Source organism: Microbacterium sp. ZW3a (assembly GCF_057167165.1).
Window position 1 is genome coordinate 1475428 of record NZ_CM169903.1, and the last position, 11830, is coordinate 1487257.

The window sequence follows — 11830 nt, forward strand, 5'->3', positions numbered from 1 at the left end:
GAAAAGGGCGGAAACTCAGGCCTGGGGACGGTCCTTGTCGTCGTGCGGGGTCTCGGTGGACCGACGAGCGGAGTGCTGGTCGTCGCTGATCGAGGTGATGTCACCGTCGGCGACGCCGGCGATGTACTCGGCCTCTGCCTCTTCGGCCGCGATGAACTCGTCTTCGGTGACGTAGCCCTCGGCGGGGTTGACGACGCGGAGCACGGCCTGGCTGTGCACCTTGATGACCACGCCCGGCGCGATCTCCACGTGTGCGGGCTTGTCGAGGTCTTCGCCGTCGTACTCGACGACCGTGCCGTAGAGGCCGCCCTGGAGCAGCACCTCCGCACCGGGAACGGTCTGACGCGCCTTCTCTTCCAGCTCGAGCTTCTGCTTCTGCATGCGGCGGCGCGAGCTCCAGAACATGAAGACCAGCAGGCCGATCAGAAGAATGATCAGGCCGTAGTTGGCGAAGAAGTTCGCGAAGTCCATGGAGGCGGTGCACCTTTCGATTCAGGCGCGCCGTTGCGGCACTGCCTAAGGGGGTCGGGGAATCCCCCGCTGAGTATAGGTCATCGCCCTTGACTGAAACGGAGCAGTCCGTCGGGGTGGTCGACGCCGAGGTGGTCGTAGGCCTCGGGGGTGGCCACGCGCCCGCGGGGCGTGCGGCCCATGAAACCGATGCGCACGAGGTACGGCTCGACGACCGATTCGATCGTGTCGGGTTCCTCGCCGACGGCGACGGCGAGGGTGCTGAGTCCCACCGGTCCGCCGCGGAAGCGACGCACGAGCGCATCGAGCACGGCGCGGTCGAGGCGGTCGAGGCCGATGGCATCCACGTCGTACAGGTCGAGGGCCGCATCGACGGTGCGGATGTCGGCGTCGCCGGCGTCGGTTCCCGCCGACGGGCCGTGCACCACCAGGTAGTCGCGCACGCGGCGCAGCAGCCGGTTCGCGATGCGCGGCGTTCCGCGTGAGCGCCGGGCGATCTCGGTGCGCGCGGTGCCGGGGAGTCCGACGTCGAGCATGGATGCCGAGCGCGAGACGACCCGCTCGAGCTCCTCGGGCTCGTAGTACTCCAGGTGTGCCGTGAAGCCGAAGCGGTCGCGCAGTGGATTGGGGAGGAGACCGGCCCGCGTGGTCGCCCCCACGAGCGTGAACGGGGCGAGATCGAGCGGAATGCTCGTCGCTCCGGCGCCCTTTCCGACCATGATGTCGATGCGGAAGTCTTCCATCGCGAGGTACAGCATCTCTTCTGCCGACCGGGCCATGCGGTGGATCTCGTCGATGAAGAGCACTTCGCCCGGGGTGAGCGAGGACAGCAGGGCCGCCAGGTCGCCGGCGTGCTGGATCGCGGGGCCGCTGGAGAGCCGCAGCGGCCGCCCACTCTCGTGCGCGACGATCATCGCGAGTGTCGTCTTGCCGAGGCCCGGCGGTCCCGACAGCAGGATGTGGTCGGGCGAACGCTGCTGGATGCGGGCGGCATCTAAGAGGAGCTGCAGCTGACCGCGCACCTTCTGCTGACCGACGAACTCGCTCAGCGACGTGGGCCGGAGGGCGCCCTCGATCGCGAGTTCGCTCTCGTCGTCGGGGTTGCCCGTGTCGCGCACGACGTCAGCCACCGGCGGGCTCCTTCCGCGAGGGGCCGAGCAGGGCGAGGGTGAGGCGCAGGAGCGTCTGCACGGAGGCGCGATCGGCGTCGGTGGCGCCCTCGGCGACGGATGCCACGGCCTCGGCGGCCGTGCGTTCGCTCCAGCCGAGGCCGATGAGCGCCTGCGTCACCTGCACCGGGACCTGGCCGTGCGGGGCGACGGCGGCCGGCGCCGCGACGGGCGCGACGGCGAGCTTGCCCGCGAGCTGCACGACGATGAGCTTGGCGGTCTTGGGCCCGATCCCCGAGACCCGTTTGAACGGGGCGTCGTCGTCGTCGGTGACGGCCTGGGCGATCTGCGGGACGGTGAGCGAGGAGAGCACCCCCATCGCCGACTTCGGTCCGACGCCGGTGACGCCGATGAGCTGGGTGAAGACGGTGAGTTCTTCGCGCGTTTCGAATCCGAAGAGCGACAGGGCGTCTTCGCGCACGACGAGATGCGTGTGCAGGTGCGTCTGATCGCCGACATGGCTCGCGCGGGCCACCTGCGGCGTCACGGCGACCGACAGTCCGACTCCGCCGACGACGACCACGAGGGCGTCGTCTCCGACGTGCGCGACGACACCCTGGAGCGAAGAGATCATGCGTCGAGACTACGCGCCGGTTCGGACCTTTGTTCGACCGACACGCGCCCCAGCGGGCGCCTGCCGCTTCTCGGCATCCCGCCAGGCCTTCTGCGCCGGGGTCAGCGCGCCGCCGGTGGAGGGTGTGGCCGCTCCCCCGCGCCACGCGTGGCAGAGCGCGAGCGCGAGGGCGTCGGCGGCATCCGCGGGCTGGGGAAGAGCGTCGAGTCGAAGTACGCGCGCCACCATCGTCTGCACCTGCAGCTTGTCGGCTGAGCCGTACCCGGTGATGGCGGCCTTGACCTCGCTGGGCGTGTGGGTGGCGGCCGGGATGCCATGCTCCGCCGCCAGCAGCAGGGCGATGCCGCTCGCCTGCGCGGTGCCCATCACCGAGTGACGGTTGTTCTGGGCGAAGACGCGCTCGACGGCGACCACGTGCGGCTCGTGCGCGCCGAGGACCTCGCGGATGCCCGCGGCGATCGTCGCGAGGCGTCGCTCGATGGGTTCGGTGTGTGCCGAGCGGACGACCCCGACGTGCACGAGCGTCGCCGTGCGATCGGGGGCGACGTCGACGACGCCGATTCCGCAGCGCGTCAACCCGGGGTCGATGCCGAGGACGCGCAGAGAACGAGACACGACCCCCACGCTAGGCGCAGGGGTCGTGCAGGGCGGCAGGGCGCGCCCTTACTCGTCGTTCTCGAGCTCGGCCTGCACCTCGGCGGTGAGGTCGAAGTTGGTGTAGACGTTCTGCACGTCGTCGCTGTCTTCGAGTGCGTCGATGAGGCGGAAGACCTTGCGCGCGGTGTCGGCGTCGACCTCGACCTTGAGCGAGGGCACGAACTCCACGTCGGCGGAGTCGTACTCGATCCCGGCCTCTTGGAGTGCCGAGCGGACGGTGACGAGGTCGCTGGCCTCGGTGATGACGCCGAAGCCCTCGCCGTGCGGCTCGACCTCTTCGGCGCCGGCCTCGAGGACGGCGAGCATGACGTCGTCTTCGGTGGTGCCCTCGGAGGGGACCACGATGACGCCCTTGCGGCTGAAGTTGTACGCGACGCTGCCGGGGTCGGCGAGAGTACCGCCGTTACGGCTGAGGGCGGTACGCACCTCGGCCGCGGCGCGGTTCTTGTTGTCGGTCAGACACTCGATGAGGAACGCGACGCCGTTGGGGCCGTACCCCTCGTACATGATCGAGAGGTACTCGACCGTTTCGCCGCCGATCCCCGCGCCGCGCTTGATGGCGCGATCGATGTTGTCTTTGGGGACCGAGGTCTTCTTGGCCTTGAGAACCGCGTCGAAGAGCGTCGGGTTGCCCTGGAGGTCCGCCCCACCGAGCTTGGCGGCGACCTCGATGTTCTTGATGAGCTTGGCCCACGACTTGGCGCGGCGGGCGTCGACGACCGCCTTCTTGTGCTTGGTCGTGGCCCATTTGGAGTGTCCGGACATGGGTTCCAGTCTAGAACGAGGGCGCCGACACCCCGGTGCGCGTGAGAACGCGTTCCAGGAACCGCGCGTGGAAGCGCGTCTCGCCGGTCGATTCGGGGTGAAAAGCCAGGCCGAGGAGGTTCCCCTGCTCGACCGCGACGATGCGCCCGTCGGGCAGTGCGGCCAGCGGCGTGGCATCCGGACCCGCCTCGGTCACGACGGGCGCGCGGATGAACACGGCGTGCACCGGCGGGTCGCCCAGCGCCGGAACCGCGAGATCGGTCTCGAACGACTGCGTCTGGGAACCGAAGGCGTTGCGCTGCACGCGCACGTCGAGGCCACCGAAGGTCAGCTGCCCCTCGATCGCGCCGTCGAGGCGGTCGGCGAGCAGGATGAGTCCCGCGCACGTGCCGAGCACCGGCATCCCGCCGGCGATCGCCGCGCGGATCGGGTCGCGCAGGTCGAAGGCACGCGCGAGCTTGTCGATGACGCTCGACTCGCCGCCGGGGAGCACGAGTCCGTCGACCTCGGCGAGTTCGCTCGCGCGGCGCACCGGCCGGGCGTCGGCGCCCAGGTCCGCGAGCACACGGAGGTGCTCGCGGACGTCGCCCTGCAGGGCGAGGACGCCGACGCGGGGGCTGTTACCAGCCACGCTCGGCCAGGCGGTGCGGGGCGGGGAGGTCGGCGACGTTGATGCCCACCATGGCCTCACCGAGTCCGCGCGAGGCCTCCGCGACGATCTTCGGGTCGTCGTGGAAGGTCGTTGCCTTGACGATCGCGGCCGCGCGCTGCGCGGGGTTGCCAGACTTGAAGATGCCCGAGCCGACGAACACGCCATCGGCGCCGAGCTGCATCATCATCGCGGCGTCGGCCGGGGTGGCCACTCCCCCGGCGGTGAAGAGCACGACGGGGAGCGTGCCGGTCTCGGCGATCTCGGCCACCAGCTCGTAGGGGGCCTGCAGCTCCTTGGCCGCGACGTAGAGCTCGTCTTTGGTCTTGGCGCGCAGGGCGTTGATCTCGCCCCGGATCGTGCGGATGTGCTTGGTCGCCTCGGACACGTCTCCGGTGCCGGCTTCGCCCTTGGAGCGGATCATCGCCGCGCCCTCGGTGATGCGGCGCAGCGCCTCGCCGAGGTTGGTGGCGCCGCACACGAACGGAACGGTGAAGTTCCACTTGTCGATGTGGTTCACATAGTCGGCGGGCGAGAGCACCTCGGACTCGTCGATGTAGTCGACGCCGAGCTCCTGCAGGATCTGCGCCTCGACGAAGTGTCCGATACGGGCCTTGGCCATGACCGGGATCGACACGGATGCCACGATGTCGTCGATCAGGTCGGGATCGCTCATGCGCGCCACGCCGCCCTGCGCGCGGATGTCGGCGGGGACCCGTTCCAGGGCCATGACGGCGACGGCACCGGCGTCTTCGGCGATCTTGGCCTGGTCGGCGGTGACGACGTCCATGATCACGCCGCCCTTGAGCATTTCGGCGAGTCCGCGCTTGACGCGGGAGGTTCCGGTGTCGGTCATCTCAGTTCCTTTCGCGCAGCGGGCGCGCTCGTTTGACTTAGGCCAAAACGTAGCACGACGCAGGACATATGCTGGACGAACCGAGAGGGGGCGTATGACCGTCGATATCACCGGGCGCTCGGCATCCGAGATCTCTGCCGATCTGCGCGAACGCATCGAGCGGGGGCACCTCCAGGTGGGCGATTCCCTGCCGCCCGTGCGGGCCCTCGCCGCCGAACTCGGGGTGAACCGCAACACGGTCGTCGCCGCGTACCGGATGCTCGCTCAGGCGGGGCTCGTCGTCGCGCGGGGGCGCGGCGGCACGCGGGTGGCGGGGCACGCTCCGGTGGCGCAAGAGGGCTACGCGGCCGGCACGGTTTTGCGCGACGTCGGAACGGGGAACCCCGATCCGGCGCTCATCCCCGACCCGGCCCCGGCGCTCGCCCGCTCGGGGCGTCCGGTGCTCTACGGCGAGCCGGTCGTCGACCCGGGCCTCGAAGCCTGGGCGCGTGAGTGGATGGCCGAGGGGCTCCCCGACGCCGCGCCCCGGATCACCGTCACCAGCGGAGCCAGCGACGCGATCGAGCGTCTGCTCGCGCAAGCGCTGCAGCGCGACGACGCCGTCGCCCTCGAAGACCCCTGCTTCCTCTCGGCGCTGCACACGGTGCGGCAGGGTGGATATCGCGCGGTGCCGGTGGCGGTGGATGCCGAGGGAATGACGGTCGAAGGTCTGCGTGCCGCGCTGGCCGACGGCGTGCGCGCCGTCATCTGCACGCCCCGCGCGCACAACCCGACCGGCGCGAGCCTCTCGGCCGAACGCGCGGCCGCCCTGCGGGCGGTGCTCGCGGAGTACCCCTACGTCCTCGTCATCGAGGACGACCACTTCTCCCTCCTCTCGCGTGCCGCGCTGCATTCCGTGATCGGTGCGAGCCAGCAACGGTGGGCGCGGATCCGCTCGGTGTCGAAGTTCCTCGGACCCGACATGTGCCTGGCGGTCGTGGCATCCGATGACGAGACCGCCGACCGCCTGGCGCTGCGTCTCACGCCCGGCACCACGTGGGTGAGTCACATCCTGCAGCGCCTCACTCTCGCGCTCGTGACCGACCCCGACGTGCGGGACGGGATCGACCGCGCCGCGACCCACTACGCCGAACGCAACGCGGCCTTTGCCGCCACGCTGTCCGACCGCGGTCTCCCCGTGACGCTCGGCGACGGCCTGAACCTGTGGGTGCCGCTCCCGGCGCCCGCGGCGCGCGTCCGGGAAGACCTCATGCGCCGCGGGTGGCTCGTCCGAGACGGGGATCACTTCTTCCTCTCCCCCGACGCCGCCGGCGACTACCTGCGACTGACGGTCCACCAGCTCGATGACGCCGAAGCCGGCGCCCTTGCCGACGACCTCGCAGCTGCTGTCGCCGCGATCCGGCCGGCGTCGCGAAGTGGGAGGATCGAGGGATGAAGGTCCTCTCGATCCAGTCCGCCGTCGCCTACGGTCACGTCGGAAACTCCGCCGCCGTCTTTCCGCTGCAGCGCATCGGGGTCGAGGTGCTGCCGGTGTACACGGTGAACTTCTCCAACCACACCGGCTACGGCGCGTGGCGCGGTCCGCTCATCTCCCCCGACGACGTCGCCGCCGTCATCACCGGCATCGAGGAACGCGGGGTGTTCGGCGAGATCGACGTCGTGCTCTCGGGCTACCAGGGCGGCGAGGGCATCGCCGACGTCATCATCGACGCGGTCGCCCGGGTGAAGAAGGCGAACCCGGATGCCATCTACGCGTGCGACCCGGTCATGGGCAACGCCAAGTCCGGCTGCTTCGTGGCCCCGGCGATCCCCGACCTGCTGCGGGAGCGTGTCGTGCCGGTGGCCGACATCATCACGCCGAACCAGTTCGAGCTCGGCTTCCTCACCGGCACCGAGCCCGGGAGCATCGACTCGACGCTCGAGTCCGCCGACCTTGCCCGCGCCCGCGGGCCCCGCACCGTCCTGGTGACCAGTGTCGAGCGGCCCGACCGCGAGCCCGACACGATCGAGATGATGGTCGTCGATGACGCCGGCGCCTGGATCGTCCAGACCCCGCTCATCCCGATGAAGGCGAACGGCTCAGGCGACGTCACCGCGGCCCTGTTCACGGCACACTACCGCCGGACGGGCGACGCGGCCGACGCGCTCGCGCGCACCGCGTCGAGCGTGTTCGACCTGCTCCGCAACACGTACGAGGCGGGGTCGCGAGAACTGCGGCTCATCGAGTCGCAAGAGGCCTACGCCCACCCGCAGATGCAGTTCGCCGTGCGCCAGGTGCGCTGACCCGTCGGAGGCGGCGCATCCTTGGCGTGTCACCAGGCGTGGTGCGCGTGCCGGTCGACGCTCAGTCGCCCCAGGCCTCGGCGACCGTGCGCCGCACGTCTCCGAGCAGCTGGGGCAGGGCCTTGGTCTTCGCGATGATCGGGAAGAAATTGGCGTCTGACGCCCACCGCGGAACGATGTGCTGGTGCAGGTGCCCGTCGACTCCGGCGCCGGCGATCGCGCCCTGGTTCATTCCCAGGTTGAAGCCGTCGCAGCGCGACACCGCGCGCAGCACGCGCATGCCGCGCTGCGTCAGCGCGCCGATCTCGGCGACCTCCTCGTCGGTGGCCTGATCGTACGTCGCGATGTGGCGGTACGGGCAGACGAGCAGGTGTCCGGAGTTGTAGGGGAACAGATTGAGCAGCACGTAGGCGCTCTTCCCGCGCGCGACGATGAGCCCGTCTTCGTCGGACTTCTCCGGCGCCGCGCAGAACGGGCAGGTGTGTTCCATCGGCTCGCGGCCGGCCTGGATGTAGGCCATCCGGTGCGGCGTCCACAGGCGCTGGAACTCGTCGGGGACCCCCGGAAGCTCCGCGGCGGCGACGAGAGCCTCGTCGCCGGCCGCGGCGGCATCCGGGGTCGTCACGCGAGGTCCTCGGCCGTATCGACGAGCGTGCGTGCCGTGATCGCGCCGGTGATGCGGGCCACGGCCTCTTCGACGGGGATGCCGTTGAGCTGCGTGCCGTCGCGGAAGCGGAACGAGACCGTTCCGTTGGAGCGGTCCTGCTCGCCGGCGATGAGCATGAGCGGCACCTTCTGCGTCGTGTGCGTGCGGATCTTCTTCTGCATGCGGTCGTCGCTGTGGTCGGCCTCGGCGCGCACGCCCTGCGCGCGCAGGTCGGTGACGATCTGCTCGAGGTAGTCGCCGTACTCGGCCGCGACGGGCACCGCCACGACCTGCACGGGCGAGAGCCACACCGGGAAAGCGCCGGCGTAGTGCTCGAGCAGGATCGCGAAGAAGCGCTCGACCGAGCCGAATAGGGCACGGTGGATCATGACGGGGCGGTGCTTCTCGCCGTCGGGGCCCGTGTACTCGAGCTCGAAGCGCTCGGGCTGATTGAAGTCGAGCTGGATCGTCGACATCTGCCACGTGCGGCCGATCGCGTCGCGCGCCTGCACCGAGATCTTGGGGCCGTAGAACGCGGCGCCACCCGGGTCGGGCACGAGTTCGAGGCCGGATGCCTCGGCGACCTCGCGAAGGGTCTCGGTCGCCTCGGTCCACAGCGCGTCGTCGCCGATGAACTTGGGGTTGCCCTCCTCCTTCGTCGACAGCTCGAGGTAGAAGTCGTGCAGGCCGTAATCGCGCAGGGTCTGCAGCACGAAGTCGAGGCTGTGGGTCAGCTCGCCCTTGACCTGGTCGGCCGTGACGTAGATGTGGGTGTCGTCCTGGGTCATGCCGCGCACGCGCGTGAGACCGGCGAGCGTGCCGCTCTTCTCGTACCGGTAGACCGACCCGAACTCGCTCAGGCGCAGCGGCAGCTCGCGATAGCTGCGTCCGCGCGAGCGGAAGATCAGGTTGTGGAACGGGCAGTTCATGGGCTTGAGGTAGTACTCCTGGCCCTCGCGCGACACATGTCCGTCGGCATCCACGACCTCGTCGAGCACCATCGGGGGGTACATGCCGTCGGCGTACCACTGCAGGTGGCCGCTGGTCATGAACAGGTCGCCCTTGGTGATGTGGGGGGTGTTCACGACCTGGTAGCCGCTGGCGAGGAGGCGCTCGCGCATGTAGCGCTCGATCTCGTACCGGATGATTCCGCCCTTGGGGTGGAACACGCTGAGCCCCGGCCCGATCTCCTCGGGGAACGAGAAGAGGTCGAGGTCTTTCCCGAGCTTGCGATGGTCGCGCTTGGCGGCCTCTTCGAGGCGGTGCTGGTAGGCGCGCAGGTCGTCTTTGGAGGCCCATGCGGTGCCGTAGATGCGCTGGAGCTGCGGGTTCTTCTCGCTGCCGCGCCAGTAGGCACCGGCGATGCGGGTGAGGTCCCAGCCGTTGCCGATCAGGCGCGTGCCGGGCACGTGCGGTCCGCGGCAGAGGTCTTTCCACACGGTCTCGCCGTCACGGGAGACGTTGTCGTAGATCGTCAGTTCGCCGGCGCCCACTTCGACGCTCGCGCCCTCGGCGGCCTCGGCCGAGCCGCCCTTGAGCCCGATGAGCTCGAGCTTGAACGGCTCGTCGACCAGCTCGGCGCGCGCCTCATCGTCGGTGACGACGCGGCGGACGAACCGCTGGTTCTCGCGGACGATGCGCTCCATCTCTTTCTTGATGACCTTGAGGTCATCGGGAGTGAAGGGCTCATCGACCTGAAAGTCGTAGTAGAAACCGTCGGTGACGGGCGGGCCGATCCCGAGGTTGGCCTGGGGCTTGACGCGCTGCACCGCCTGGGCGAGCACGTGCGCCGTGGAGTGCCGCAGGATCGAGAGTCCCTCGGGGCTGTCGATCGTGACCGGCTCGACCTCGTCATCGGCCGTGACGGTCGTGGCGAGGTCTTTCAGCTCACCGTTCACGCGCAGGGCGACGACCGAACGGTCGGGGAAGAGGGCGAAGCCGTCGGCGGGGTAGGTCTGCTCCGACGGCAGGGCGGCATCAGTCAAGGCGGTCTCCTGGATGGGTCGATTCCAGGCTACCCGCCGGGCGTGGACTCGTTGGCACGCGCCGTGCCGCATAGTGGAGCGGTGACTCTGGCCCTCATCGGCGGCGCGCTGTGGATCGTCGGCCTCCTCGCCCTCTTCACCGGGGTGCTCCCCGCCGACGATGCCCTTGCCGTGGCCGACCGCGTGTGGCCCATCCTGCTGTTCGTGGTGGCCGTCACGGTGGTGGCGGAGCTGGCATCCCGGGCGGGGCTGTTCGATGTCGTCGCCGCGCGACTGGCACGGCTCGCGCGGGGTCGCACGGTGTGGCTGTGGGTGTGGGTGGTGGCCTTGGCCGTCGTGGCGACGGCGTTCCTATCGCTGGACACGACCGCGGTCCTGCTGACCCCGGTGGTGGTGGCCATGGCGGTGGCGCGTCGGCTCGACCCGCTGCCGTTCGCTTTCGTCACGGTCGTGCTGGCCAATACCGCCTCGCTCGTGCTCCCGGTGTCGAACCTGACGAACCTGCTCGCCTCCGACGCGCTGGGCGGCGGACACGATCCGCTCCCCTTCCTCGCGCTCCTCGGGCCCTCGGCCCTCATCGCGATCGCGGTATCGGTGGGCGTGCTGACGATCGTCTTCCTCCCCCGCCTGCCGAAGACCTACCCGTATGCCGCGGCCCCCACGGTCGCGGATCCGCTGCTGTTGCGCGTCTCGGCGGTCGTCACCATCGCCCTGTTGCCGCTCCTCGTGATCGGGGTGCCCCCGTGGATGCCGGCGCTCGCGGCCGCGGTCGTGCTCGTCGCCGTGTATGCCGTGCGCGCGCCCCGGGCCCTCGGCATCCGCCTGGTTCCCTGGTCACTGCTGCTGTTCGCGGGCGGGCTCTTCCTGGCCGTAGGTGCCGTGGAAGCCCTCGGGGCCGGGCGGGTCACGTCTGTGCTCGCGGGCACCGGAGACGATGTCGTGTCGCTCTGGCAGCTGGCCGGGGTCGGGGCCCTCGCGGCGAACGGGATCAATAACCTGCCGGCCTACCTGGCGCTGGAATCGGTGGCCGACTCCCCCGCGCGGCTCGCGGCTCTGCTGGTCGGGGTGAACGCCGGTCCCCTCGTCACCCCGTGGGCGTCTCTGGCGACGTTGCTGTGGCACGATCGCCTGGTCGCCGCCGGTGTGCGCGTGCGATGGAGCAGGTTCATCGTGCTGGGTGCGGTGATCGCCCCGCTGATTCTGCTGCTGGCCGTTCTCCCCCTCGCTCTCTAGCCTCGCGTCACGCGTTCTGGAGCGGGTGGTTGGGGTTCGGTACCTCGCGGAACACCATCTCTTCGCGTGGTGCGGCTTCGCGGGGAGCGGTGGCCTCGTCGGGCTCGGGGATCACATAGAGTCCGCGACCGGAGTTGGCGTTGTAGGTCAGCGCGTGCAGCCATGCGGAACTGAGTTGCGGGGTGCGGCTGCCGTGGAATTTGAACACCAGCGAGACGTGCGGGTGGATGTAGACCGTCGTTCGGCCCCCACCGACGCTGATGTCGTCTTTCCACGTGAAGGGGAAGCTCTCCCCGCGGCGCACCTTGGCCATGATGACCGCCTGAATATGCGCGAGCAGACGATCCTCGAATTCGACCTTGATGTTGCTGTCGTAGATGAATTTGCCCACGTCGCCCCTCGTAGCAGGCACCCCGAGGACCGCGCATTCCCAGTCAGAAATGTCGAAGACGGATGCCGGGGGATGCCAACCGTTCTCTCATGGCAAGCTCTCGCGATTTGGTCGGCGATACAAGCCCTCTTGCCCCCACTGCGGTTTGGGG

The 11830-nt window shown here is 69.7% G+C and carries 13 protein-coding genes; 3 read left to right on the top strand and 10 right to left on the bottom strand.

The features are described 5' to 3' along the window. Positions 1-15: 15 nt before the first annotated feature. The 7 genes from ACU6WY_RS06900 to pdxS form a co-directional block, all read right to left on the bottom strand. On the bottom strand, positions 16-471 hold the full coding sequence (locus tag ACU6WY_RS06900; RefSeq protein WP_483821706.1) for a preprotein translocase subunit YajC: 456 nt from the start codon (positions 469-471) through the stop codon (positions 16-18). A gap of 80 nt (positions 472-551) precedes the next feature. Continuing rightward, positions 552-1601: a Holliday junction branch migration DNA helicase RuvB gene (gene ruvB, locus ACU6WY_RS06905; protein WP_483821707.1), complete on the bottom strand. Its 1050-nt coding sequence runs from the start codon at positions 1599-1601 to the stop codon at positions 552-554. Beyond that, positions 1594-2214 (bottom strand): Holliday junction branch migration protein RuvA, encoded by a 621-nt coding sequence (ruvA, locus tag ACU6WY_RS06910; protein WP_483821708.1) that lies wholly within the window; start codon positions 2212-2214, stop codon positions 1594-1596. Before ruvA ends, ruvB begins: the two co-directional genes overlap by 8 nt. Positions 2215-2223: 9 nt before the next feature. Beyond that, on the bottom strand, positions 2224-2829 hold the full coding sequence (gene ruvC / locus ACU6WY_RS06915; RefSeq protein WP_483821709.1) for a crossover junction endodeoxyribonuclease RuvC: 606 nt from the start codon (positions 2827-2829) through the stop codon (positions 2224-2226). Between the two features lie 48 nt (positions 2830-2877). Continuing rightward, entirely contained in the window at positions 2878-3636 is a 759-nt protein-coding gene (locus ACU6WY_RS06920; protein ID WP_483821710.1) for a YebC/PmpR family DNA-binding transcriptional regulator, read from the bottom strand. A gap of 10 nt (positions 3637-3646) precedes the next feature. Beyond that, entirely contained in the window at positions 3647-4267 is a 621-nt protein-coding gene (gene pdxT, locus ACU6WY_RS06925; RefSeq protein WP_483821711.1) for a pyridoxal 5'-phosphate synthase glutaminase subunit PdxT, read from the bottom strand. After that, positions 4257-5141, bottom strand: coding sequence for a pyridoxal 5'-phosphate synthase lyase subunit PdxS (pdxS, locus tag ACU6WY_RS06930; RefSeq protein ID WP_483821712.1), 885 nt, complete (start codon positions 5139-5141; stop codon positions 4257-4259). Before pdxS ends, pdxT begins: the two co-directional genes overlap by 11 nt. A gap of 94 nt (positions 5142-5235) precedes the next feature. Between pdxS and ACU6WY_RS06935 the strand changes: the two genes are divergently transcribed. Further along, positions 5236-6576, top strand: coding sequence for an aminotransferase class I/II-fold pyridoxal phosphate-dependent enzyme (locus ACU6WY_RS06935; RefSeq protein ID WP_483821713.1), 1341 nt, complete (start codon positions 5236-5238; stop codon positions 6574-6576). Continuing rightward, the gene (pdxY, locus tag ACU6WY_RS06940; RefSeq protein WP_483821714.1) at positions 6573-7424 is read left to right on the top strand and encodes a pyridoxal kinase PdxY; all 852 of its coding nucleotides are present in this window, start codon (positions 6573-6575) and stop codon (positions 7422-7424) included. Before ACU6WY_RS06935 ends, pdxY begins: the two co-directional genes overlap by 4 nt. Before the next feature lie 61 nt (positions 7425-7485). Here the strand turns inward: pdxY and ACU6WY_RS06945 are convergent, their stop codons facing one another. Both ACU6WY_RS06945 and thrS read right to left on the bottom strand, forming a co-directional pair. Next, positions 7486-8049 carry an HIT family protein gene (locus ACU6WY_RS06945; RefSeq protein ID WP_483821715.1) on the bottom strand — a complete coding sequence of 188 codons (564 nt, stop codon included), beginning with the start codon at positions 8047-8049 and terminating at the stop codon, positions 7486-7488. Continuing rightward, positions 8046-10055, bottom strand: a complete 2010-nt coding sequence (gene thrS, locus ACU6WY_RS06950) for a threonine--tRNA ligase (RefSeq protein ID WP_483821716.1) — start codon at positions 10053-10055, stop codon at positions 8046-8048. The genes ACU6WY_RS06945 and thrS overlap by 4 nt, the downstream gene beginning before the upstream one ends. 81 nt (positions 10056-10136) lie before the next feature. On the opposite strand from thrS, the gene ACU6WY_RS06955 reads away from it, so the two are divergent. Further along, complete coding sequence (locus ACU6WY_RS06955) at positions 10137-11288, top strand: SLC13 family permease (protein ID WP_483821717.1); 1152 nt, start codon at positions 10137-10139, stop codon at positions 11286-11288. 7 nt (positions 11289-11295) lie between these two features. Here the strand turns inward: ACU6WY_RS06955 and ACU6WY_RS06960 are convergent, their stop codons facing one another. Further along, positions 11296-11679 (bottom strand): DUF7882 family protein, encoded by a 384-nt coding sequence (locus tag ACU6WY_RS06960; RefSeq protein ID WP_483821718.1) that lies wholly within the window; start codon positions 11677-11679, stop codon positions 11296-11298. Positions 11680-11830: the final 151 nt, after the last annotated feature.

What these genes read in the sequence shown, in the direction of transcription:
- ACU6WY_RS06900 (WP_483821706.1), bottom strand. Translation starts at nt 471, where the DNA reads ATGGACTTCGCGAACTTCTTCGCCAACTACGGCCTGATCATTCTTCTG.
- ACU6WY_RS06935 (WP_483821713.1), top strand. Translation starts at nt 5,236, where the DNA reads ATGACCGTCGATATCACCGGGCGCTCGGCATCCGAGATCTCTGCCGAT.
- pdxS (WP_483821712.1), bottom strand. Translation starts at nt 5,141, where the DNA reads ATGACCGACACCGGAACCTCCCGCGTCAAGCGCGGACTCGCCGAAATG.
- ruvA (WP_483821708.1), bottom strand. Translation starts at nt 2,214, where the DNA reads ATGATCTCTTCGCTCCAGGGTGTCGTCGCGCACGTCGGAGACGACGCC.
- pdxY (WP_483821714.1), top strand. Translation starts at nt 6,573, where the DNA reads ATGAAGGTCCTCTCGATCCAGTCCGCCGTCGCCTACGGTCACGTCGGA.
- ACU6WY_RS06920 (WP_483821710.1), bottom strand. Translation starts at nt 3,636, where the DNA reads ATGTCCGGACACTCCAAATGGGCCACGACCAAGCACAAGAAGGCGGTC.